Consider the following 23,078-nt stretch of genomic DNA (forward strand, 5'->3'; position numbering starts at 1 on the left):
GTGCGGGGGTGGCTCAGACCGCCGAGGCGAGGAAGCGGTCGTAGCCCTCGGCCTCGAGACGGTCGGCGAGCTCGGGGCCGCCCTGCTCGGCGATGCGACCGGCCACGAAGACGTGGACGAAGTCGGGCTTGATGTACTGCAGGATCCGCGTGTAGTGCGTGATCAGCAGCACGCCGACCTCGGAGTTGCCCTTCAGGCGGTTGACACCCTCCGACACGATGCGCAGCGCGTCGACGTCGAGGCCGGAGTCGGTCTCGTCGAGCACGGCGATCTGCGGGCGCAGGAGCTCCATCTGGAGGATCTCGTGGCGCTTCTTCTCGCCGCCGGAGAAGCCCTCGTTGACGTTGCGGGTCGCGAACTCGGGGTCCATCCGCAGGGCGTCCATGGCGGTCCGGACCTCTCCGGTCCAGGTGCGCAGCGCGGGGGCCTTGCCGTCGATCGCGGTCTTGGCGGTGCGCAGGAAGTTCGAGACGGTCACGCCGGGGACCTCGACCGGGTACTGCATGGCGAGGAACATGCCGGCGCGGGCGCGCTCGTCGACGCTCATCTCCAGGACGTTCTCGCCGTCGAGGAGGATCTCGCCCTCGGTGACCTCGTAGCGCGGGTGGCCCGCGATCGTGTAGGCGAGGGTCGACTTGCCGGAGCCGTTAGGGCCCATGATCGCGTGGGTCTCGCCGCTGCGGACGGTGAGGTCGACGCCGCGGAGGATGGGCTTGAGGCCGTCGGCGATCGCGATGCTGACGTGGAGGTTCTTGATCTCAAGGGTGGCCATGAGGAGTCCTTCTGGTAGGTCGGGAGGTCAGGAGGTGGGGGTGGCCGGCGAGTCGACGTCCACGAGGATGACCTCGCCGTCCAGCGTCACCGGGTAGGTCAGAACGGGTCGCGTGGCCGGGAGGCCGAGCGGCTTCCCGGTCCGGACGTCGAAGCGCGCGCCGTGCTTCCAGCACTCGACGCTGCGCTCGTCGACGTCGCCCTCGCCGAGCGAGGCCCGACCGTGCGAGCACTCGTCGTCCAGGGCGTAGACCTCGCCGTCGGTGGTGCGCACGAGCGCGACCGTCATGTCGGAGCCGTCCGGCGCCGTGACGGCCACGCTCATCGCGCTCCCCGGGGCCAGGTCGTCCAGGAACGCGGCGCTCTGCGCGGTCACAGGCCCGTCAGCTCGAGCTCGGCCTCGATCGCCGTCTGCAGACGGTCCTCGACCGCCGGGACGCCGATCTGCTGGATGAGCTCGGCGAAGAAGCCGCGCACGACGAGGCGGCGCGCGACGTCCTCGGGGATGCCGCGAGCCTTGAGGTAGAACAGCTGCTCGTCGTCGAACCGGCCGGTGGCGCTGGCGTGGCCCGCACCCTCGATCTCGCCGGTCTCGATCTCGAGGTTCGGCACCGAGTCGGCGCGGGCGCCGGGCGTCAGCACGAGGTTCCGGTTCAGCTCGTAGGTGTCGGTGCCCTCGGCCGCCTTGCGGATGAGGACGTCGCCGATCCACACGCTGCGCGCGGACTCGCCCTGCAGCGCACCCTTGTAGGTGACGCGGCTCGTGCAGCGGGGCACGGCGTGGTCCACGAAGAGGCGGTGCTCGAGGTGCTGTCCGGCGTCGGCGTAGTACAGGCCGAGGGACTCCAGGCTCGAACCGGGCTGCGTGAACTCGCCGTCGACGGTCACGCGCACGACGTCGCCGCCGAGGCTGACCACGATGTGCTTGAGCGTGGCGTCCCGGCCGAGGCGCGCGCGGTGGCTCGAGCCGTGCACGGCCCCGCGGTCCCAGTCCTGGATGCTCACGACGGTGAGGTGCGCGCCGTCGTGCACGTCGATCTCGACCGTCTGGGCGAGCTCGCCGCCACCGACGTGGTCGATCACGACGAGCGCCTTGGAGTGGTGCTCCGCGGTCAGCAGGAGGTGCGCGGACGCGGCGGGGGCGCCCGCCTCGCCGCGCACGACGACGGTGGTCTCGGCATCGGTCTCGACCTCGGCCCCGACGGTGACCTGCGTGCGCTGCGCGGCAGCGATCCACGCCGTCGCGGCGAGCTGGTCGTTCGGGACGCCGGCGACGCCGGGGGTCGAGGCGCCGTCGCGGTCGGTGACCGTGACGGTGACGCCCTGCGCGGGCGTCACGTCCACGGACACCGCGCCGGTCGCGGCGCCCGAGATCAGGTGCTGCAGCCGGTCGACCGGGGAGAAGCGCCACTCCTCCTCGGCGCCGGTGACGGCCGGGAACTCGGCGAGGTCGAACGAGGCGAACCTGCTCGCGCGCGACGCCTCGGGAACGACCCCGACGCCGGGAGCGCCGTGCGTGTGCGCCCCGTCGGCCGTGGCGCGGGTGTGATCGGTGGTCAGATCGGTCGTCATCAGCCGACGGCCCCTTCCATCTGCAGCTCGATGAGTCGGTTGAGCTCGAGGGCGTACTCCATCGGCAGCTCGCGCGCGATGGGCTCGACGAACCCGCGCACGATCATGGCCATGGCCTCGGTCTCGGTCATGCCTCGCGACATGAGGTAGAACAGCTGGTCCTCGCTCACCTTGGAGACGGTGGCCTCGTGACCCATCTCCACGTCGTCGACGCGGACGTCGACGTAGGGGTAGGTGTCCGAGCGCGAGATCGTGTCGACCAGGAGCGCGTCGCACAGCACGTTGGACTTGCTCGCCTCGGCGCCCTCGAGGACCTGGACCAGGCCGCGGTAGGACGCGCGACCGCCGCCGCGGGCGACGGACTTGCTCACGATCGAGCTGGACGTGTGCGGCGCCATGTGCACCATCTTGGAGCCGGTGTCCTGGTGCTGGTCGGCCCCGGCGAACGCGATCGACAGCGTCTCGCCGCGGGCGTGCTCGCCCATGAGGTAGACGGCCGGGTACTTCATGGTCACCTTGGACCCGATGTTCCCGTCGATCCACTCCATCGTGCCGCCCTGCTCCACCGTGGCGCGCTTGGTCACGAGGTTGTACACGTTGTTGGACCAGTTCTGGATGGTCGTGTAGCGGACGCGGGCGTCCTTCTTCACGATGATCTCCACGACGGCGGAGTGCAGCGAGTCGCTGGAGTAGATCGGGGCGGTGCAGCCCTCGACGTAGTGCACGTACGAGCCCTCGTCCGCGATGATCAGCGTCCGCTCGAACTGACCCATGTTCTCCGTGTTGATGCGGAAGTAGGCCTGCAGCGGGATGGTGACGTGGACGCCCTTGGGCACGTAGACGAACGAGCCGCCCGACCACACCGAGGTGTTGAGCGCGGCGAACTTGTTGTCACCCGTGGGGATGACCGTGCCGAAGTACTCCTCGAAGATCTCGGGGTGCTCGCGCAGCGCGGTGTCGGTGTCGAGGAACAGGACGCCCTGCTTCTCGAGCTCCTCGTTGATCTGGTGGTAGACCACCTCGGACTCGTACTGCGCGGCGACGCCCGCGACGAGGCGCTGCTTCTCCGCCTCCGGGATGCCGAGGCGGTCGTAGGTGTTCTTGATGTCGTCGGGCAGGTCCTCCCAGGAGGTGGCCTGCTTCTCGGTGGAGCGCACGAAGTACTTGATGTTGTCGAAGTCGATGCCGCTGAGGTCCGAGCCCCACGTGGGCATCGGCTTGCGGTCGAACAGCTTCAGGCCGCGCAGGCGGCGCTGCAGCATCCACTCCGGCTCGTTCTTGAGCGAGGAGATGTTGCGCACGACCTCCTCGGAGAGGCCGCGGCGGGCCGTGGCACCGGCGTCGTTGGCGTCGTGCCAGCCGTAGTTGTAGTTGCCGATGGACGCGATGGTCTCGTCCTGCGTCATCGGCGTGGGCTGAGTCGGGCTCTCTGTGCTCATTCCGCTGCTTCCTTCTGGGAGTGCTGGGACTCGCGCGCCGCGATGGGGCGAACGGAGATCGTGGGGATGTGGGTGGTGCACGCGTGGCCGCCGGCGGCGATGGTCGCCAGGCGCTGCACGTGAACGCCGAGCAGGCGCGAGATCATCCGGGTCTCGGCCTCGCACAGCTGCGGGAACTGGGCCGCGACCTGCTGCACCGGGCAGTGGCCCTGGCACAGCTGGAGCGCGGTGCCGAGCTCACGGGTCGACGCGGCGTAGCCGGCGTCGCTGAAGAGTCCGGCCAACGCACGGGTGCGGTCGGTCAGGTCCTCGCCCGCGGCCTCGACGACGGGTCGGTACGAGGCCTCCAGGGCGGCGACCCTGGCCTCGGCGAACTGCTCCACGCCCGCGTCGCCGAGCACGGCGGCGAGGTGGTGCAGCGCGTCCGTCGCGAGCGCCGACGAACCGTCGGGCAGGTGCTGCTGCGCCGCGCGCGTGGCGACGTACTCGCGTGCGGGTCGACCGCGACCGCGGGGGCCGGTGAGGGCGACGGCGCGCTCCGCGATCTCGCCGGCGGACACCAGGGCGCCGAGGTGACGGCGGACGGCCGCGGGGGTGAGGTCGAGGATCTCCGCGAGCGTCGAGGCGCCGACGGGGCCGCGCTCGACCACGAGCTGACGGACGCGGTCGCGCGTGCCGGCGTCGAGGCGGTCGTCACGGGTCTCCACAGCATCGAGGTCCTGCACGCGTCACCTCCACCGGTCGTCGCGACGAGCGTCGCACTTTAGGTAACAGTGTCCTGCCCTAAATCGATTCCCTCAAGCAAGGCCAGCCTCACCGAAGGCCTCGGGCACCGGCGCGCCCGTAGACTCACCCCTCGTGCCCTCCCCCGCGCTCGCCATCGACGACCTCACCGTCGCCTACGGCGGTCGCGTCGTGGTGGACCGCCTGAGCCTGAGCGCCGACGCCGGCCGGGTGACGGCCGTGCTCGGTCCGAACGGTGCGGGCAAGACCACCACGATCGAGTGCGCCGAGGGCCTGCGCCGAGCCGACTCCGGCACGATCACGGTGCTCGGGCACCCCGCGGGTTCGTCGCCCGCGCGCGCCCGCGTGGGCGTGATGCTGCAGGACGGCGGGCTCCCGATGGCGCGCACCGCCACGGAGGTGCTCTCGCTCGTCGCGGCGATGCACGGCCGGTCGCGCGACGTCGACCCGCTCCTCGCCCGCCTGGACCTCACGGACGTGGCACGCACGCCGGTCCGACGGTTGTCCGGGGGCCAGCGTCAGCGCGTCTCGCTCGGTGCGGCGATCCTCGCCGAGCCGGACCTGCTGTTCCTGGACGAGCCGAGCGCGGGACTCGACCCGCAGTCGCGGCGTCTCGTGTGGGACCTGGTGCGGTCGCTCCGCGACGGCGGGGCCGCCGTCGTCCTGACCACGCACCTCCTGGAGGAGGCCGAGGCGCTGGCCGACGTCGTGCACGTCCTGGCCGCCGGACGCCTCGTCGCCTCAGGCTCGCCGCACGAGCTGATCGAGCGCTTCGCCGGCCCCGACACCGTCCGGCTGCGACCGGTCTCCCCGCTGTCCGACGACGCCGTCGCCCGCCTCGCGCACGCGGTCGGCGCCGCGACGGTCGGGGCGGGTCGCGAGGGCGGCCGCGGCGCCGTCGTGACGCTGCGGCACGAGCCGACGCCCGCCTTCGTCGCCGCGATCACCGCGTGGTGCGTCGAGGAGGACGTGCGGCTGCGCGCGCTCGACGTCGGGGGCGGCACCCTCGAGGACGCCTACCTGGAGCTGACCTCGCCCGCCGCGCAGTCCGCCGACCACCCCGTCGACCGCGAGCGGGCGGCGCGATGAACCGCGTGCTGACCTACGCCCGGTTCGAGGCGGTCTCGGCGCTGCGCAACGGGGAGCAGCTCCTCATCTCGATCATCCTGCCCGCGCTCGTCCTGATCGGTCTCGGCCGCAGCGGTGTCGTCGAGCTCGACCTCCTGCCGGGTCAGGACCGGCTGGACGTGGTGGTGCCGGGGGTGCTGGGCCTGGCGGTCCTCTCCTCGGCGTTCACGTCGCAGGCGATCGCGACGGCGTTCGACCGCCGCTGGGGCGTGCTGCGCCAGCTCGCGACCACGCCACTGGGCGCCCGCGGCATCGTGGCGGGCAAGGTGCTGTCGGTCTTCGCCGTCCAGGTGGTCCAGGTGGTGGCGCTCGGCGCCCTCGGCCTGGCTCTCGGCTGGCGACCCGAGGTGGCAGGCGTCCCCGGCGCCCTGCTCGTCGGCGTGCTCGGCTCGGTCGCCTTCACGTCGCTCGGGCTGCTGATCGCCGGGACGCTCCGGGCCGAGGCCGTGCTCGCCGTCGCCAACCTGCTGTGGGTGCTCCTCCTGGTGGGAGGCGGCCTCGTGCTGCCCGCCGCGACCTTCTCGTCCGGCCTCGCCGTCGTCACCGCCTGGCTGCCGTCCGGAGCGATGGGGGACGCGCTGCGCCTCTCGCTGACCGGGGGCGGGTTCGACGTCGTCGCCGCAGTGGTGCTGGCCGCGTGGTCCGGGGTCCTGACCGCGCTCGCCGCGAAACTTTTTCGCCCGACCTCCTGACCCGCCGGCGGGAGTGATGTGATCCGCGTCATTCCGCGGATGTGACACCGGTCACGAAACGTCTCGCCCCTTGACCGGGCCGTGACCGTCAACGCTGACGAAACACTGAGGCTTTACTCTCGGGTTGACGGGACCTTAACGTCACTTCCACTGCGTACCCGCAGGTCTGTCCAACCCCTGGAGATTCGCGTGTCACCACACCCTCACACCCCACGGTGGCGGTACCCCGCCGCAGCCGTGGCAGCAGCGGCGCTGCTCGTCACCACCGCGGCCGGCGCCACCGCCGACCCCGCCGACCTCCCGGAGGCCACGGGCCTCTCGGCACAGCTCGAGGACTCCGTCCGGGCCGAGCTCAAGGTTCAGTCCCTAGCCGGGCTGAGCGGACCCACCGAGGCGTTCGTCGAGTTCACCGACCGCACCACCCGCGAGGCGGTCGCCCAGTCGCGCTCCAGCAGCTCGCAGGCCGTGGCCGACTCGGCCGAGCAGCAGATCGAGGGCACGGCGGACTCGGTCGTCGACGACCTCGGTGACGTCACGGTGCTCTACACCGCGACCAACGGGCTCGCGGGCGTCGCGGTCAGCGCCGACGCCGACGCGCTGCGCGCCCTGGCCGACCGGGACGACGTCGTCTCGGTCCGCCCGATCGTCCCCAAGGAGCGCCAGTCCAACGCCGGCATCGACGTCTTCACCGGTTCGGCCGCCTCCTGGCAGAACGCGGGCATCACCGGTGAGGGTCAGACGATCGCCGTCATCGACTCCGGCATCGACTTCACGCACGCGTCGTTCAACGCCGACCCCGCGTACGCCTACCCCGCCGAGCTGAACGCCGAGACGAAGACCCTCCTCGCCACGGCACCGACGTGGCCCCAGGGCAAGGTGCTCGGCGGTTACGACTTCGCCGGCCTGAACTACACCGCGGCCGCCGGTCAGAACCCCGAGCCCGACGCCAACCCGCTGGACGAGGCCCCCGGCCTGTGCGGCGAGGTTCCCCCCGCGTCGCCGCGCAGCGACGGCCACGGCTCCCACGTCGCCGGCACTGCCGCCGGCTTCGGCGTCGGCCCCGACGGCACCACGTTCGAGGGCGACTACACCACGCTCGCGCAGGAGGACCTGCTCGACCTCCAGGTCGGTCCGGGCTCGGCTCCCGAGGCCGATCTCGTCGCGCTGAAGATCTTCGGCTGCGCCGGCAGCAGCTCCGTCACCGGTGCCGCGCTCGACTGGCTGCTCGACCCCACCAACGAGCTCGCGCAGCAGGTCACGGTCGTGAACATGTCGATCGGCTCCACGTTCTCCACGGTCGACGACCCCGAGAACGACCTCATCGAGCAGCTCGTCGCGGAGGGCGTCGTCGTCGTGACCTCGGCGGGCAACTCCGGCGACACGCACGACATCGGCGGCTCCCCGGGCAACGCGAACGCGACGCTCGCCGTCGCCAACTCGGTGGCCGACTCGTTCAACTTCGAGGGCGCCTCCGTCAGCGTCTCGGGCGGCGAGGCGGAGACCGTCCCCGGCCAGTACTCGATCGCCTACCTCTTCCCGAACGGTCCGGTCGGACCGTCCGAGGTCGTCACGCTGACTCCTGGGACGCTGCCGTACAACTCCGGCTGCCTCCCGTACACCACCGAGGACGCCGCCAAGGTGGCCGGGAAGACCGTCGTCGTCTCCTGGGACGACACCGTGGCCCTGCCCTGCGGCTCCGCCGGACGCGCGAACAACGCAGCCGACGCCGGCGCGGCCGGCATCGTCTTCACCAGCGGTTCCGAGGTGTTCGCCGCCGGCCTGACCGGCAACGACCGCATCCCGACGTTCCAGTTCACGGGTCCCGTCACCGAGGAGCTCCTCGACTGGAACCCGGCCACGGGTGTCATCACGATCCCCGCGCCCCTGACGATCACCTACGACAACACCCTCTCGGTGCTGGCGGTCTCGGCACCCAGCGTCGCCGACACGCTGAACGACTCCTCCTCGCGAGGCGTCCACGGCTCGCTCGGCTCGACCAAGCCCGACGTCGCCGCCCCCGGCACGACGATCGCCTCGGTCGCCGTCGGCACCGGCAACGGCTGGTCCAACAAGTCCGGCACGTCGATGGCCTCGCCGCACGCCGCCGGCGTCGCTGCGCTCACCCGCGCGGCGCACCCCGACTGGAGCGCGGCCCAGGTCAAGGCCGGTGTCATGAACACCGCCACGCACGACGTGACGATCAGCGACGTGCCGTTCGGCCCGCAGCGCGTGGGTTCCGGCCGCGTCGACGCGCTCGACTCGGTCAACAACTCCGTCATCGCCTACGACAAGGCCAACCCGACCGGCGTCTCGGTCGGCTTCGGCGTCGTCGAGCTGGAGAAGGCCGTCTCGATCACCCGCACGGTCGAGGTGCTCAACACGGGCGCCGCCGCCGTCACCCTCGGCGTGGGCTACAACGCCCAGACCGCGGTCCCCGGTGTCGAGTACGTCCTGTCCGCCGACCAGGTCTCGGTGCCTGCGGGCGGCACGGCGTCGTTCGACGTCACGCTGTCGGTCACCGACCCGGCGGCCGTCGCGCGCACGCTCGACCCGTCGATGACCCCCACCCAGGTGGGTGCCCCCCGCGAGTTCCTCACCATCCCGCAGGGCTGGGTCGAGCTCACCGGTGCCCCCGAGGTCGACCTGCTGCGCGTCCCCGTCAGCGCGGCCGTCAAGCCGACGAGCGCCATGGCCGCCGGCCCGGTCGTCTTCGGCGCCGCCGACTCCGAGTACACCCGGGTCGGCCTCGCCGGCCGTGCCGTCGACCAGGAGGGCTTCCTCTCGGTCGTCGCACCGTTCAACCTGGCGGCCGAGTCCGGTGTGGTGAACGCCGAGGCGGACCCGAGCCTGCTCGCCGCCGACCTCAAGGCCGTCGGCACGTCGCAGTGGCTCTACAACGGCACCGCCCCCTACGTCGGTTTCGGCATCGAGATGCAGGGCCCGTGGGCCACGCTCGGTGCGTCGAACTCGATCTCGCTCGAGGTCGAGACGCCGCAGGGCACGTACGACGTCGTCGTGCAGAAGTACGACGACGGTGTCGACAGCTACGACCTGACCCTCGTCCTCGTCTTCGACGAGGACGGGGAGAACACGGGCCTGGAGTTCATCAACGACGTCCCCGCCACGGTGGACACGAACTCCTACGACTCCGCCGTGGCGGTGCTGCCCGTCTCGCTGGACTCGCTCGGCTACTCCGACGAGCAGATCGCGGCCGGTGACGTGTCGTTCGACTACAGCGTCAGCGGCACGTCGTGGCTCGCCGACGGCGGGACGTACGACACGATCGCGGACCTCTCGTTCGAGTGGAACACGGGTCTCGGCTTCGGCGACCTCGACACCGCGGTCTTCGCCTCGCTCCCCGAGACGTCGATCCCCGTCACCCGCCTCGAGAGCCTCGTCCCGGCCGCCGGTCTCGGACAGACCCAGAAGGACCCGGCCGGCCCCGCCGGTGTCGGCACGCAGGAGCGCGTCGAGACCGTCCCGAGCGGCGAGAGGATCCTCTTCCTCCACATGCACAACGCGGTGGGCAAGCAGGGTCAGATCGTCGACGTGCAGAACGTCTCGGCACAGGTCCCCGGCGACCGCGTCTTCACGGACGTCAATCAGGGCGACATGTTCTTCGACGACATCACGTGGCTCGCCAACCAGGGCATCTCCACGGGTTGGGACAACGGGGACGGCACGTACCGTTTCGAGCCGCTGAGCAACATCAATCGTGACGCGATGGCCGCCTTCCTCCACCGGATGGCCGGCAGCCCCGACGTCGTCCTGCCGGAGTCGTCGCCCTTCAGCGACGTCGCCGAGGACAACGAGTTCTACGCGGAGATCGTGTGGGCCTCCCAGAACGAGATCACGACCGGCTGGCCCGACGGCACCTTCCGTCCGACCACGCCGATCGCCCGTGACGCGATCGCGGCGTTCCTGTACCGGTACGCCGAGGTCGACGGGCTCGACCTGTCCGGCTTCCAGCCGCCGGCCGAGACACCGTTCATCGACATCACCCCGAGCTCGCAGTTCTACCGCGAGATCACGTGGCTCGAGTCGGTCGACGTCATCCGCGGCTGGGACGACGGCTCGTTCCGTCCGCTCGACCCGGCCAAGCGTGACGCCATGGCGGCGTTCCTCTACCGCCTGTCCACCGAGGTGCTGTCCTAGCACCTCGACGTGACGGCCCGTCCGTCACCTGCACCACCAGCACCACCTGCTCCATCGCTGCGGGCGTCCGGTCACCGGGCGCCCGCAGCGCTGTCCGGGGTCGTCCGGGTGTGTCAGCGGCCACGCCCGCAGCGGTAGGGCCTGCCGGACGCCGCGGATACGCTGGGACGGTGTCCGCCGCCACCCGCCCCGCCGTCCGCCGGACCGACCGCGTCGTGGGCCGGCTGACGCCCCGCCTCGTGCTCGGCGTCGCGATCGCGAACCTCGTCGCGCAGGCCGTCATCATCCTCACGGGTGGCGTCGTGCGCCTGACCGCGTCCGGCCTGGGCTGCTCGACGTGGCCGGAGTGCGAACCGGGTGAGTTCACCCCGGTGTTCCACGAGGCCGCGACCATCCACCCGTTCATCGAGTTCGGCAACCGGACCCTGACGGGGGTGCTCGTCGTGGTCGCCCTGGCCCTCGCGGTCCTCGTCCTGTTCTCCCCCGCCACGCGGGCCCGGACCGTCCGGTTCCGGGTGCTCGGGCTCGTGCCGCTCGTGGGCGTCCTGATCCAGGCCCTCATCGGTGGCATCACGGTGCTGGTCGACCTGCACCCCGCCGTCGTCGGCGGCCACTTCGTCATCTCGGCCGCCCTCGTGTGGGGCTCTGCGGCCCTCGTGGCACGGTTGCGCGAGGGCGACGGCCCCCGCACGCCCACCCTCGTGGCGGAGGGTCGCCGGGCGACGGTCATCCGTCGGGCACCCGTGGTGATGGGGATGCTGACCACGGTCGTGGTCGTCCTCGGCGTGATCACCACCGGCGCCGGACCGCACTCGGGCGACTCCGAGGTCGGGTACCGCTTCCCCGTCGACCCGGCGCTGATCGCCCGGTTCCACGCGCTCTCGGTGTGGGTGTTCGTCGCGGCGCTCGTGGTGGTGCTCGTGACGATCCACGGTCGGAGCGTCCGGAACGTCACGCAGACCGCCCCCGGGGCGCGGACGCCCCGCGTGCGACGCACCTGGTGGATCCTGCTCGCCGTCACCCTGTCCCAGGGCCTCGTGGGCTACGTCCAGTACTTCACCGGCCTGCCCATCGGGCTGGTCGCGATCCACCTGTTCGGTTCCGCGGGTCTCGTGGCGGCGACGACGTTCGCGGTTCTGTCGCTGCGCACGCGGCCGTCGCTGCACCGCTGACCCGCACCCCCGCCGCCCCCGCTCACCGCAGGACGGGCGCCTCCCCGGGGCGCAGGTCCACCGACCACGGTCCGTGCGGTCCGGGCAGTCCTCGCACCGAGACCACGCCCACCAGGTCGCGCCCCCGGGCCCGCACCCGCGGGTGCCCCGCTCCGGCCCGTCCGGTCCGCTCACCGGGGGCCAGGCCGAGCACGGCCTGCAGCACGGTGACCGAGGACGCCGCCGACCAGGCCTGCGGGTGGCACGAGGCGGGGTAGGGCACGACGCCGGAGACGTCGTCGGGCGACGTACCCGCGAACAGCTCGGGCAGCTGGTGGTCGAACCGCTCGGCGGCGGCGAGCAGCCCGGCGACCAGCACCTCCGCCTGGTCGTCCAGTCCCGCCTGGGTCATGCCGCGGATCGCGATGGCGGTGTCGTGGGCCCACACCGCGCCCCCGTGGTAGCGCAGCGGCCAGTAGCCACCCATCCGGGCCGACAGCGTTCGCAGTCCCAGGCCGGAGGACATGTCCCAGGCCACGAGCCGGTCGGCGATCGTCCGCTCCTCGGTGGGGGTCAGGATGCCGGTCCCGATGACATGGCCCATGTTCGAGGCCACGGAGTCCACGAGGGCGCCGTGGCGATCGACGGCGATGCCCAGGTACGGCCCACGCTCGTCCGAGGTCCAGAACGCCTCGCGGAACCGGTCGGCCAGACGCCCGGCCCACGCACGCCACTCCCCCGCGCCGTCGCGACCGAACGCCTCCAGCAGCTCCGCGCCGCCGGTGGCGGCCTCGTAGGCGTACGCCTGCACCTCGCACAGCGCGATCGGCCCCTCGGCGAGGCTGCCGTCGCGCCACTGCACGGAGTCCCCCGAGTCCTTCCAGCCCTGGTTCGCGAGACCCGACCCCGTCTCGTCGACGTAGTCCACGAACCCGTCGCCGTCACCGTCGCCGTGGTCGCGCAGCCACGCCAGAGCGCGCTCCATCGCGGGCAGCAGCGCCTCGACGTCGGCGGGCGCCATGCCCCACCGCCACGCGTCGTGGAGCAGGCAGATCCACAGCGCCGTCGCATCCACCGTGCCGAAGTACACGGGCGGCAGCACCGTGCCGTCGCCGAGCGCCAGGGCGGCCGGCCGGACCTCGTGCAGGATCTTGCCGGGCTGCTCCGCCGTCGCCGGGACGACGGCCGTGCCCTGGGCCGCCGCCAGCGTGCGCAGCGTCCCGCGCGCGAGATCGGTCCCCAGCGGCAGCATGAGGCGGGCCGCCCAGAGCGAGTCCCGCCCGAACAGCGTGAAGAACCAGGGCGCACCCGCGGCGAGGAAGACCTCCTGGGGAGCCCGCGTCCACGTCATCCGCAGCGTGCTCAGGTCGTCGAGCGACCGGGCCAGGAGCCGCGAGAGCCGGGGGTCGGACGCCGTCACGTCGGGGATCGACCACTCGGCGGTGGGCCGGGCGGGCGCCGTCACGACCGCGCCGGAGTCGGTGACGGTCACGACGCACTCGGCGGTGAACGGCGTCCCCGGCGCGGCGCGCGCGTCCCAGCGCAGCACGACGCCGGATCCCCCCGCCGTGGCCCGCGCGCCGCGCGCGGCGACCTCGACCCTGGCGGTCCCGCCGACGAACGCGAGGATCGCGGTACCGGGGCCGGAGTCGGAGTGGGAGCCGCCGCCGTCGTCGACGACGTCGGCGGTCACGGGATCCAGGCGTCCCCCCTGCTTGACCACCTCGAGCGAGGCGAGGTCGGATCCGACGGTCAGCTCGAGCACGCCGTCGACCGCCTCGGCCGTGGCGCACTCGAGCTGCAGCCGGATCTCCACCCGCCCCGGGCGCACGACGGTCCGGCGTCGCAGCCACGTCGTCGGATCGGCGCCGTCGCCGTCGATCTGACGGACGGCCATCACGGCCTCGGTGCGCCCCGGTCCCGCGGGTGCGGCCGAGAGCGGTTCGGGTTCGACGCCGTCGACCGTGACGACCGCGTGCGTGAGCGCGCGGAGGTCGCCGTGGAAGACGCCCTGCGCCCCGGCGTCGCGCACCTGACCGTCGCGGTCGCACCACACCTGGGTGGGCGCCATCAGGGTCGGGATCAGCTGGTGCAGGAAGGGCTGCAGACCCATGGAGGCTCCTCGGTCGGGCGGGGCGGGGCGGGGCGGGTCGTGGCGTGGCGTGGCGGATCGGAGTCGGGCGGTGGCACGGGCGGTGCGCCTCAGCCCTTGACGGCGCCGCCGCCCTGACCGCGCACGAGCTTGCGCTGGAACACGAAGTACACGAGAGCCACCGGGATCGTCATGATGAGCGCGGCCGCGAGCTTCAGCGGATACCTGTTCCCTGACCCGAACTGGCCGGTCGTGAGGGCCGCGACCCCCGTGGTCAGCGTGTTCGTCTCGGCGCTGGACCGGGCCACGATGAAGTGGGTGAACTCGTTCCAGCTCCCCTGGAACGCGAACACGGTGAGGGTCACCAGGGCGGGTCCGGCCATCGGCAGCATGATCGACCAGAATCGGCGAACGACGCCGGCGCCGTCGATCCGCGCGGCCTCCTCCACCGCGGGCGGGATCGTGTCGAAGTACTGCTTCATGATGAAGATGCCGGTCGCGTCCCACAGCAGCGGGATGATCATCGCCGAGAACGTGTTGTACATCCCCAGCTGGTTGAGGATGAGGAACTTCGGGATGAGCAGCACGACGCCGGGCACCGCCATCACGGCGAGGATCGCGGCCAGCAGGAACTTGCGTCCGACGAAGTGCAGGCGCGAGAGCGCGTACCCCGCCGCCGAGCACAGCAGCACCCGGCCGACCGTGACGAACGCGGTCACGATGACGGAGTTGCGGAACCACAGCGGGAAGTCGACGTCGGCGAGCGTGGCGTAGGCGTCCAGCGTGAACAGCGAGGGGAACGGGTTCAGCGGGTTGTACGTGGAGTCGCCGTCGGTCTTGAACGACGTGCCCGCCTGGATGACGAACGGGTAGATGTAGATGATCGCGACCACGATGAGCACCGTGTAGAACGCGGCGATGCTCGCGCGGCGACGGCGCCCCTCGGCAGCCAGGTCGCCCGTCGGGGGACGCTTCGTGGTCGGACGCGTGCGCAGGTCGCTCACGACGCCACCTCCTTCCTCGCGCGACGACGGCGGCCGGAGGGGTTCTCCCGGTCGCGGGTCGCGGCGCGCTGGATGATCGTCAGGACGACGATGAGGGCGAACAGCATGAAGGAGATCGCCGTGCCCTGACCCCACTGGGCCGAGCCGAACGACGTCGTGTAGCTGAGGTAGGCCGGGGTCAGGGTGGTCTTGCCGGGGTTGCCCTGGCTCATGATGTAGACCTGGTCGAACACCTGCCACGTGCCGATCAGGCCGAGCGTCACCACGAGCGTGGTGGTGGGCCGCAGGATCGGGACCGTGATGTGCCGGATGCGCTGCCACGTGGACGCGCCGTCGACCACCGCGGCCTCGTTGACCTCCTCGTCGATGCCCTGCAGCGAGGACAGGAAGATCAGCATGTAGCCGCCGGCGGAGACCCACACGACGAGCGCGATGATCGAGACCATCGCCACGCTCGGTCCGGCGAGCCACTGCCACAGCGAAATCCCGGCGATCGAGCCGGACGCCCACGCGGGCTGCTGCTCGACGCCGAAGGCTCCGGCGACGACGTGGATGAGGCCGCGGGGGTCGGCGAACCAGTTGGGCCCCTCGATGCCGACCAGACCCAGGATCGAGTTGACCGGACCGCTGGCCGAGAACATGAAGAGGAAGACGACCGCGATCGCGACCGAGCTCGTCACGGACGGGAAGTAGTAGGCCGTGCGGAAGAAGCTCTTGGCCTTCAGCCGCCGGGAGTTGAGCACGAGTGCCAGCCCGAGCGCGAGCAACGTCTGCAGCGGCACCACGAGCAGGACGAAGTAGAACGTGTTGCGGATCGACGTCGTCAGGTCCCGCTGGGCGAGTCCGGGCGAGAAGAACGCCGCGTAGTTCTCGAACCCGACGAACTGGACCGAGGAGGCCAGCGGGCTCCCCCGGCCGCTCCAGTCCGAGACGCTGACCCACAGCGCCATCAGGATCGGGACGATGAGGAACAGCAGGGCTACGGCCACCATGGGGGCCACGAAGACCCAGGCGAGCACGGGCTCGCGCCCGTGCAGACGGTTGCTGCGGCGGCGCGGCCCGCCCGGGCGGGGAGCCTGGTCGGCTCCCCGCCCGTGCGTGGCGACGACGATGTCGTCGGCGCTGGTGAGTGCCATCGGAGGAGCCGGTCAGTTCCCGAGAACGGCCTGGCCGTTCTCCTGCGTCTGGGACGCGATGTCGGCGGGCGCGAGCCCCGGGAGCTGCTGGATGAGCGTGTCGAGCTCCTTCATCACCGGGTCCATCCCGACGGCGGAGACGGGGCCCTGGGCGTAGTCGGCACCGGCGAGCCAGGCCTGCTCGGACTCGGGCACCCCCGCGACGTACTGCTCGCGGGCCGACTCGATGGACGGCATGACACCGAAGCGGTTGGCCAGGTCGACCTGGATCTCCGGGGTGTACAGGCTCGTGATGAAGTCGAGCGCCGCCTCCTTGTTCTGCGACGCGTCGGCGATCGCCCAGCACTGCGTGAAGGTCAGCGTGCCCTTACCCGCCGGGCCCTCGGGCAGCTCGGCGACGCGCCAGTTCAGGTCGGGGTAGTCGGCGCCCGCGGCGCTCTTGAACCAGTTGCCCTCGATCGTCATGGCGGCCTTGCCGGTGCCGATGGCCTCGCCGCCCCAGCCGGAGTCCACCGCCTTGGGGAAGGCTGCGGCGCCGGACTCGAGCAGCTCCTGCACCTCGGTGATGCCGGCGATGGCCTCGGGGGTGTCGATCGTCATCTCGGTCTGGTCGTCGTTCACGATCCACCCGCCGGCCTGCACCATGAAGGCGCCGACGCGGTCGCGGGTGTCGCCGATGACGAGGCCCGTGACACCGTCGGTGGTCAGCGTCGTGGCGACGCTCTGGAGCTCGTCCCAGGTGGTGGGGATGTCGTCGTCCGTCAGGCCGGCCGCGTCCCACAGGTCGGTGTTGATGACGAGGCCGAGGTTGGAGAAGTCCTTCGGTGCGCAGTAGAGCTCGCCGTCGTAGGTGAAGCTGTCCACCAGCGCGGGGTAGAAGTCGACGTCGGACATCTGATCGCCGTAGGGCCACAGGTTGCCCGCGGCCGCGTAGGTCGGCAGCAGCGACGCGTCGACCCAGAACACGTCGGGCGGGTTGCCGGCCGCGAAGCCCTGCGAGAGCTGCTGGTTCATGTCGCTCGCGGGCTGGACGTCGACGGTCGCGCCGGCGCCCTCGGCCCACGTGTCGGCGAGGTCCTGGATCGCGCCCAGGCTCTCGGTGTCACCGGTGGCGACCAGGACGCTCAGCTCGGCGCCCTCCGTGCCACCGGAGCCGCCGTCGCCGGAGTCGTCGGAGCTGGACGACGTGGTGCCGTCGTCGGAGAAGCCCTGCCCGCCGCCGCAGGCGGTCAGGACGAGGGCGAGCGCCGCGAGCGCGCCCAGGGTGAGGATGCGGGGTCGGTGGGTGCTCGTCGTCATGTCGTGGCCATCTCTTCCTTGTGTGGGACCGGCGAACCGGTCGTGAGGCGTCGTTGCTTCGGATGCAGAGATCGGGGTGGTGCGGGGTCGAGCGGGTGGGACGTGGTGGGTCAGGGAGACGGATCGGCCAGCGTCGGCCGGATCACGAGTCGGGGTTCCAGCAGCACGCCGCGCTCGGGCGCCGAGCTGCCCTCGAGCTGCCCGACGAGACCGCCGATGCAGGCGTCGGCGACCCCGCCCAACGGCTGCAGCACGCTCGCGATGCCGAGCGCCCGCGCCGCCGGCGTGTCGTCGAAACCGACCACCGAGACGTCGGCGCCGGGGCGGAGGCCGCGCTGGTTGAGCGCAGCGGAGACGGCGATCGCGAGCGTGTCGCTCGCGCAGACGATCGCCGTCGGGCGGGAGCTGAGGAGATCGGCGACGACGGCGAGCGCCTGCTCGATGTCGTCCTCCGACGTGGCCTCGACCGCGACGCCCGCGAGCCCGGCGGCCGCCATGGTCCGCAGCCATCCCGCCCGACGGTCCTGCCCGACGTCGGAGGCGTGCGGCCAGCCGAGGTAGGCGATGCGACGGTGGCCCCGGGCGAGGAGCTCCGCCGTCGCCGCAGCCGTACCGGCCGCGCCGTCGACGTCCACCCAGGAGGCGTCGTCCTCGCCGAGGGAGCCGTCGCTCGCCCACGGCCGGCCGAAGCTCATGAAGGCCAGCTTCTTGTCGCGCAGCCACGCCCGGCGACCGTCGCCCGTGTGGGTCGTGGCGAGCACGACGCCGTCGAGCGCCATCGTGGCGCGCAGCTGCTCGTACTCGGCGAGCTCGGCCGCGTCGCCCGAGGCCGTGCACAGCAGCATCCGGTACCCGGCGCGCTGGGCGGCCTCGGACAGCGCGTGCAGGAACCGGTCACCGACGACGCCGTTGACGCCGTCGCGCACCGGTTCGATGCGCATCGCGAGGAGCTGCGAGCGACCGGTGCGCATCTGGCGGGCGGCCACGCTCGGGCGGTAGCCGAGGTCGTCGATGCGGGCGAGCACGCGGGCGAGCGTGTCCGGACGGACCCGCTCGGGAGCGTTCAGCGCGTTCGAGACCGTCTGGCGCGAGACTCCCGCGGCGGCGGCCACGGCGGCGATGGTGGGGCGGGTCGACACGGTTGGCCTCCTTCGTTGGAGCTGCAGCGGGCGTGATCGCGATCGTCGGACGGCGTCGTCGCGGCGATTGGATCGTTCATAAGATCGATCAAGTAGGATCCTGGATCACATCGGCACCGCTGTCAACCACCTCGACGACGAGAGACGAGCGCCATGATCGGCACCCCGACCTACCGGCCCTGGCTCGATCCGGAGCTCGCGGCGCAGGATCGCGTCGCGGCGCTCCTGGCCGAGATGACGCTCGCCGAGCTGGTCGGCCAGCTGCACCAGAGCGCGAACGTCGACCCCGCCGTCGCCGACGATGCGGACCTGCTCGCCGCCGGCGGCATCGGCTCGACCCTCCTCGCCTCGGGTGCGCTCGCCGGCACCGAGCGGGACGACGGCGTGGACCGCGCCCGCGTCGACGCCCTGCAGCGCGCCGCCATCGGCTCCTCGCGCCTCGGCCTGCCCCTGCTGATCGCCCGCGACGTCATCCACGGCCACCGCACGATCGCGCCGATCCCCCTCGGCCTCGCGGCGAGCATGGACGAGGCGCTGGTGACGGACGTCGCGCGCCGCGCCGCGCTCGAGGCGTCCGCCGACGGCATCACGTGGACGTTCGCCCCGATGGTCGACCTCGTCGAGGACGCGCGGTGGGGCCGCGTGGCCGAGTCGTTCGGGGAGTCGCCGCTGCTGACCGCGCGGCTCGGGACGGCCGCGGTGCGCGGGTTCCAGGAGAGCGGCCGCCTGGCCGCGTGCGCGAAGCACCTCGTCGGCTACGGCCTCTCGCGCGGCGGTCGTGACTACGCAGGCGTCGACGTCGGCGAGATCACGCTGCGCAACCAGCACCTGCGGCCGTTCCGCGCCGCCGTCGACGCCGGCGTGCACACCGTGATGGCGGCCTTCAGCGACGTCGACGGCATCCCGATGCACAGCCACCGCCGCCTTCTGCGCGAGGTCCTCAAGCAGGAGTGGGGCTTCGGCGGCGTCGTGGTGGCCGACTGGAACGGCATCGGTGAGCTCGTCGAGCACGGGGTGGCCGCCGACCTGCGGGAGGCGGCCAGGCTCGCGATCGAGGCGGGGGTCGACGTCGACATGGTCTCCGGCGCCTACCGCGCGCACCTCGCCGAGCTCGTCGAGTCCGGCGAGGTGGCCCGGGATTTGGTCGTCGACGCAGCGCGCCGGGTGCTGCTCCTCAAGGTGCGCCTGGGCCTGCTGGACCCGGGCTGTCCGGCCCTCCCCGGGGGCGCGCCCGCGGTGGGGAGCCGCGCCCTCGGCGTCGACGGGGAACTCGCGGCCAGGGCCGCGGCCGCGGCGCTCGTGGTGCTCGAGGACGACGGCGTGCTTCCGATCGCGCCCCCGGCCGCGGGGACGACGCTGCTGCTGACCGGCGCGTTCGCCCGGGAGACGACCGGACTCCTGGGCACCTGGGTGCTGGACGGCGACGGCGCGGAGGTCGTCCCGATCGGGCCGGCGCTGCGCTCGGGTCTGGCCGCGCTCGCCGGGCAGGAGGCAGCAGGGCGACTCGTGATCGACACCGGCGGGTTCGCGGACGTCACACTGCGACACGCTCGCGAGGCGAGCACGACGATCGCCCTGGTGGGCGAGCACCCGTGGCGCTCCGGCGAGGACAGCGCGGTCAGCGACGTCGGCCTGCCGCCCGGGCAGCTCGAGGTGCTTCGCGCCCTCGCCGCCGTGGCCGAGCGGCTGGTCGTGGTGGTCCTGACGGGCCGTCCGCTCGCGCTGGGCGAGGTGCTGGTGGTGGCCGACGCCGTCGTGCTCGCGTTCCACCCCGGCACCGAGGGCGGCGCGGTGATCGCCGACGTCCTGCTGGGCCGGACGCGCGCGACGGGCCACCTGCCGATGTCGCTGCCGCGCTCGGCCGGACACCTGCCGATCTCGCACGCCGAACGACCCTCGGGACGGCCGCTGCCCGCGAGCGCGACGGGCCGCGGACGCTACGTGGACTCCCCCGCGACACCGCTGCTCCCGTTCGGCGCGGGCTCCTCGGGGCTGGCCTACGGTCCGCTGCGACTGGTCGACGGGTCGGAGGTCCCCGTCGACGGCGGGACGGCGCACCTCGCTCTGACCGTGACGAACGCGGGCGGGACCGACGTGCGGGAGCCGGTGCTGGTGATGATGCGCGACGAGGTGGCCGAGGTGACCCGGCCGATGCGCGAGCTCGTCGACCTCGCCGTCGTCGACGTGCCCGCCGGCACCTCGCGCGAGGTCACCTTCGCGCTGCCGGCCGCGGCGTTCGGCTACCACGGCCGCGACCTGCGCCACCGGGTCGACCCCGGTCGCATCGTGCTCACGGCCGGCTGGGGCAGGCCGGACGCCTCGTCGGTCGAGATCGACCTGGTCTGAGGGGCCGGGCGGGGCGCCCCCGGACGGTCAGGCCGGCCGGACGTCCGGACGCAGCAGGAACGGCGCGTCGGTCGCTCGGAGCCCGGCGAAGTCCGCGCGGTGCGCCCGCTCGGCGGCGAGCAGCCCGACGACGGCGCTGGGGTTGTGCACGCGACCGGCCAGGACCGCCTCGACAGCGTCGCCCAGCGGCACCCAGGCCAGCTCGATCTCGGCCTCCTCGCCCTCCCGGACGAAGTCGCCGGCCGGGGCCGGGGCGAGGTCGCGCGCCAGGAAGACGCGCAGCGCCTCGTCGCCCATGCCGGGCGACGTCGCGTAGTCGACCAGGACGTCCCAGCGGCCGGCGGCGAGATCGATCTCCTCGGCCAGCTCACGCTGCGCGGCGGCCAGCAGGGTCTCCTCCGGACCGCCGTCGAGCAGGCCCGCCGGCACCTCCCACAGGAACGCCTGCACCGGCACCCGGTACTGCCGGATGAGAGCCACGCGACCGACCTCGTCCAGGGCGACCACGGCGACGGCGCCCGGGTGGGCGACGAGGTCGCGCACCACGGTCCCCGCCTCACCGAGGTCCACCTCGCGGCGCACGACGTCGAAGATCCGTCCGGAGAACACCGTCTCCGACGTCACGACGGGCCGCTCGCGTCGCTCGTCGGCGACACCGTCCCCCGTCGTCGGGCTGGTCGTCGGGGTGCTCATCGGGCCGGGTCGACCTCGAGCAGCCGGGTGCCGCGCTGACGCGTGAGCGCGGCGCTGACCAGGCCCTCGAACAGCGCGTGCGCGCGGGTCGGGCGGGACTTGAACTCCGGGTGCGCCTGCGTGGCGATGTAGTACGGGTGGACGTCGGCGGGGAGCTCGACGAACTCCACGAGCGAGGAGTCGGGCGAGGTGCCGCTGATGCGGAGCCCCGCCTCCTCCAGCCGCGGACGGTAGGCGTTGTTGACCTCGTAGCGGTGGCGGTGACGCTCGGTCACGCGCTCGCTGCCGTAGGTTGCCGCGGCCACCGAACCCGGCGCCAGGACGGCCTCGTAGGACCCCAGACGCATCGTGCCGCCCAGGTCACCCTCGCCGCCGACGATCGCGAGCTGCTCGGCCATGGTGGCCACGACCGGGTCGGGCGTGGCGGGGTCGAACTCCGAGGAGGACGCCTCGGTCAGGCCGAGCTCGGTGCGCGCGTACTCGATGACCATGCACTGCAGGCCGAGGCAGATGCCGAGCGTGGGCACGAGGTTGCGACGGGCCCAGGTCAGGGCGCCGAGCTTGCCCTCGATGCCGCGGACGCCGAAGCCGCCGGGCACGAGGATCGCATCGACTCCCTCGAGAGCGCGGCGCGCGCCCTCCGGCGTCTCGCACTGGTCGGACTCGACCCAGCGGATGTTGACGCGCGCCTCGTTGGCGAAGCCGCCGGCGCGCAGCGCCTCGGTCACGGACAGGTAGGCGTCGGGCAGCCCGATGTACTTGCCCACGAGCGCGACCTCGACCTCGTGGCGCGGCTGGTGGACGGCGTCGAGCACCGTGCCCCAGGTCGTCCAGTCGACGTCGCGGAACGGCAGGCCGAGTCGGCGCACCACGTAGGCGTCCAGGCCCTCGGTGTGGATCACCTTGGGGATGTCGTAGATGCTCGGGGCGTCGGCGCAGTTGACGACGGCCTCGTCGTCGACGTCGCACATCGCGGCGATCTTCGTCTTGATGCTCTCGGGCAGCTGGCGGTCGGAGCGGCACACGATCGCGTCGGGCTGGATGCCGATGCTGCGCAGCGCGGCCACGGAGTGCTGCGTCGGCTTGGTCTTGAGCTCCTTGCTCGGGCCGATGTACGGCACGAGCGAGACGTGGAGGAAGAACACGTTGGCGCGGCCCACGTCCTGGCGGACCTGGCGTGCAGCCTCGAGGAACGGCTGGCTCTCGATGTCACCGACCGTGCCACCGATCTCGGTGATGATCACGTCAGGCGCGTCGTCGTCGTGCGCACGGGCGCGCATCCGGGACTTGATCTCGTCGGTGATGTGCGGGATGACCTGGACGGTGTCGCCGAGGTACTCGCCGCGGCGCTCCTTGGCGATGACCGTGGAGTAGACCTGACCGGTCGTGACGTTGGAGCCCTGGTCGAGCTCGACGTCGAGGAACCGCTCGTAGTGACCGATGTCGAGGTCGGTCTCGGCGCCGTCCTCCGTGACGAAGACCTCACCGTGCTGGAACGGGTTCATCGTCCCCGGGTCCACGTTGAGGTAGGGGTCGAGCTTCTGCATCGTCACGCGCATGCCGCGCGCTCGCAGCAGCTGGCCGAGGCTCGACGCCGTCAGGCCCTTGCCGAGCGAGGACACCACCCCTCCCGTGACGAAGACGTGCTTCGTGACCGTCGAAGGGTTGTTACCGGCATTCCGTCTGGAGTGTTCCACCACGGAACTCCACCCTACCG

17 protein-coding genes are annotated in these 23,078 nt (G+C 72.2%); 5 read left to right on the top strand and 12 right to left on the bottom strand.

All coding sequences use genetic code 11. The annotated features are described in order from the left end of the window. Positions 1 to 13 precede the first annotated feature (13 nt). Genes sufC through SERN_RS12775 form a run of 5 tightly spaced genes read right to left on the bottom strand, consistent with a single transcriptional unit; the run spans position 14 to position 4,507 of the window. The gene (gene sufC, locus SERN_RS12755) at positions 14 to 772 is read right to left on the bottom strand and encodes a Fe-S cluster assembly ATPase SufC (protein ID WP_135850459.1); all 759 of its coding nucleotides are present in this window, start codon (positions 770 to 772) and stop codon (positions 14 to 16) included. Between the two features lie 27 nt (positions 773 to 799). Further along, the gene (locus SERN_RS12760) at positions 800 to 1,147 is read right to left on the bottom strand and encodes a non-heme iron oxygenase ferredoxin subunit (protein ID WP_135850460.1); all 348 of its coding nucleotides are present in this window, start codon (positions 1,145 to 1,147) and stop codon (positions 800 to 802) included. Next, positions 1,144 to 2,343: a Fe-S cluster assembly protein SufD gene (gene sufD / locus SERN_RS12765; RefSeq protein ID WP_135850461.1), complete on the bottom strand. Its 1,200-nt coding sequence runs from the start codon at positions 2,341 to 2,343 to the stop codon at positions 1,144 to 1,146. The genes SERN_RS12760 and sufD overlap by 4 nt, the downstream gene beginning before the upstream one ends. Next, entirely contained in the window at positions 2,343 to 3,782 is a 1,440-nt protein-coding gene (sufB, locus tag SERN_RS12770) for a Fe-S cluster assembly protein SufB (protein ID WP_199241601.1), read from the bottom strand. Before sufB ends, sufD begins: the two co-directional genes overlap by 1 nt. Then, positions 3,779 to 4,507 carry a helix-turn-helix transcriptional regulator gene (locus tag SERN_RS12775; protein ID WP_233251666.1) on the bottom strand — a complete coding sequence of 243 codons (729 nt, stop codon included), beginning with the start codon at positions 4,505 to 4,507 and terminating at the stop codon, positions 3,779 to 3,781. The genes sufB and SERN_RS12775 overlap by 4 nt, the downstream gene beginning before the upstream one ends. A 133-nt stretch (positions 4,508 to 4,640) precedes the next feature. Here SERN_RS12775 and SERN_RS12780 point away from each other — a divergent pair, with 133 nt between their 5' ends. From SERN_RS12780 to SERN_RS12795, 4 genes are all read left to right on the top strand, one after another. Then, positions 4,641 to 5,615: an ABC transporter ATP-binding protein gene (locus SERN_RS12780; protein ID WP_135850462.1), complete on the top strand. Its 975-nt coding sequence runs from the start codon at positions 4,641 to 4,643 to the stop codon at positions 5,613 to 5,615. Beyond that, entirely contained in the window at positions 5,612 to 6,346 is a 735-nt protein-coding gene (locus SERN_RS12785) for an ABC transporter permease (protein ID WP_135850463.1), read from the top strand. The genes SERN_RS12780 and SERN_RS12785 overlap by 4 nt, the downstream gene beginning before the upstream one ends. Before the next feature lie 237 nt (positions 6,347 to 6,583). Then, a complete protein-coding gene (locus SERN_RS16010; RefSeq protein ID WP_135850464.1) occupies positions 6,584 to 10,501 on the top strand; it encodes a S8 family serine peptidase in 3,918 nt (1,305 codons plus the stop codon). Between the two features lie 170 nt (positions 10,502 to 10,671). After that, positions 10,672 to 11,673 (top strand): COX15/CtaA family protein, encoded by a 1,002-nt coding sequence (locus tag SERN_RS12795; RefSeq protein ID WP_199241602.1) that lies wholly within the window; start codon positions 10,672 to 10,674, stop codon positions 11,671 to 11,673. A gap of 22 nt (positions 11,674 to 11,695) precedes the next feature. Here the strand turns inward: SERN_RS12795 and SERN_RS12800 are convergent, their stop codons facing one another. From SERN_RS12800 to SERN_RS12820, 5 genes are all read right to left on the bottom strand, one after another. Further along, positions 11,696 to 13,765: a glycogen debranching N-terminal domain-containing protein gene (locus SERN_RS12800; protein ID WP_233251667.1), complete on the bottom strand. Its 2,070-nt coding sequence runs from the start codon at positions 13,763 to 13,765 to the stop codon at positions 11,696 to 11,698. Positions 13,766 to 13,854: 89 nt separating this feature from the next. Then, the gene (locus SERN_RS12805) at positions 13,855 to 14,748 is read right to left on the bottom strand and encodes a carbohydrate ABC transporter permease (RefSeq protein ID WP_135850465.1); all 894 of its coding nucleotides are present in this window, start codon (positions 14,746 to 14,748) and stop codon (positions 13,855 to 13,857) included. Then, the gene (locus tag SERN_RS12810; RefSeq protein ID WP_135850466.1) at positions 14,745 to 15,884 is read right to left on the bottom strand and encodes a carbohydrate ABC transporter permease; all 1,140 of its coding nucleotides are present in this window, start codon (positions 15,882 to 15,884) and stop codon (positions 14,745 to 14,747) included. Before SERN_RS12810 ends, SERN_RS12805 begins: the two co-directional genes overlap by 4 nt. Before the next feature lie 12 nt (positions 15,885 to 15,896). Beyond that, positions 15,897 to 17,183 (bottom strand): sugar ABC transporter substrate-binding protein, encoded by a 1,287-nt coding sequence (locus SERN_RS12815; protein ID WP_135850467.1) that lies wholly within the window; start codon positions 17,181 to 17,183, stop codon positions 15,897 to 15,899. Between the two features lie 110 nt (positions 17,184 to 17,293). After that, positions 17,294 to 18,322 carry a LacI family DNA-binding transcriptional regulator gene (locus tag SERN_RS12820; RefSeq protein ID WP_135850468.1) on the bottom strand — a complete coding sequence of 343 codons (1,029 nt, stop codon included), beginning with the start codon at positions 18,320 to 18,322 and terminating at the stop codon, positions 17,294 to 17,296. A 153-nt stretch (positions 18,323 to 18,475) separates the two neighbouring features. Here SERN_RS12820 and SERN_RS12825 point away from each other — a divergent pair, with 153 nt between their 5' ends. Then, positions 18,476 to 20,668 (top strand): glycoside hydrolase family 3 N-terminal domain-containing protein, encoded by a 2,193-nt coding sequence (locus SERN_RS12825; protein ID WP_135850469.1) that lies wholly within the window; start codon positions 18,476 to 18,478, stop codon positions 20,666 to 20,668. A 27-nt stretch (positions 20,669 to 20,695) separates the two neighbouring features. Here SERN_RS12825 and SERN_RS12830 read toward each other — a convergent pair whose 3' ends face one another. Together SERN_RS12830 and SERN_RS12835 are read right to left on the bottom strand one after the other, a co-directional pair. Beyond that, complete coding sequence (locus SERN_RS12830) at positions 20,696 to 21,361, bottom strand: NUDIX domain-containing protein (RefSeq protein ID WP_135850470.1); 666 nt, start codon at positions 21,359 to 21,361, stop codon at positions 20,696 to 20,698. After that, complete coding sequence (locus SERN_RS12835; RefSeq protein WP_135850471.1) at positions 21,358 to 23,058, bottom strand: CTP synthase; 1,701 nt, start codon at positions 23,056 to 23,058, stop codon at positions 21,358 to 21,360. The genes SERN_RS12830 and SERN_RS12835 overlap by 4 nt, the downstream gene beginning before the upstream one ends. Positions 23,059 to 23,078: the final 20 nt, after the last annotated feature.

The organism is Serinibacter arcticus, assembly GCF_004786095.1.
Taxonomy (GTDB): Bacteria; Actinomycetota; Actinomycetes; order Actinomycetales; family Beutenbergiaceae; genus Litorihabitans; species Litorihabitans arcticus.

Excerpts from the sequence above, each read along its gene's own strand:
- sufC (WP_135850459.1), bottom strand. The coding sequence starts at position 772 with ATGGCCACCCTTGAGATCAAGAACCTCCACGTCAGCATCGCGATCGCC.
- sufD (WP_135850461.1), bottom strand. The coding sequence starts at position 2,343 with ATGACGACCGATCTGACCACCGATCACACCCGCGCCACGGCCGACGGG.
- sufB (WP_199241601.1), bottom strand. The coding sequence starts at position 3,782 with ATGAGCACAGAGAGCCCGACTCAGCCCACGCCGATGACGCAGGACGAG.
- SERN_RS12785 (WP_135850463.1), top strand. The coding sequence starts at position 5,612 with ATGAACCGCGTGCTGACCTACGCCCGGTTCGAGGCGGTCTCGGCGCTG.
- SERN_RS12800 (WP_233251667.1), bottom strand. The coding sequence starts at position 13,765 with ATGGGTCTGCAGCCCTTCCTGCACCAGCTGATCCCGACCCTGATGGCG.
- SERN_RS12810 (WP_135850466.1), bottom strand. The coding sequence starts at position 15,884 with ATGGCACTCACCAGCGCCGACGACATCGTCGTCGCCACGCACGGGCGG.
- SERN_RS12815 (WP_135850467.1), bottom strand. The coding sequence starts at position 17,183 with ATGACGACGAGCACCCACCGACCCCGCATCCTCACCCTGGGCGCGCTC.
- SERN_RS12825 (WP_135850469.1), top strand. The coding sequence starts at position 18,476 with ATGATCGGCACCCCGACCTACCGGCCCTGGCTCGATCCGGAGCTCGCG.
- SERN_RS12830 (WP_135850470.1), bottom strand. The coding sequence starts at position 21,361 with ATGAGCACCCCGACGACCAGCCCGACGACGGGGGACGGTGTCGCCGAC.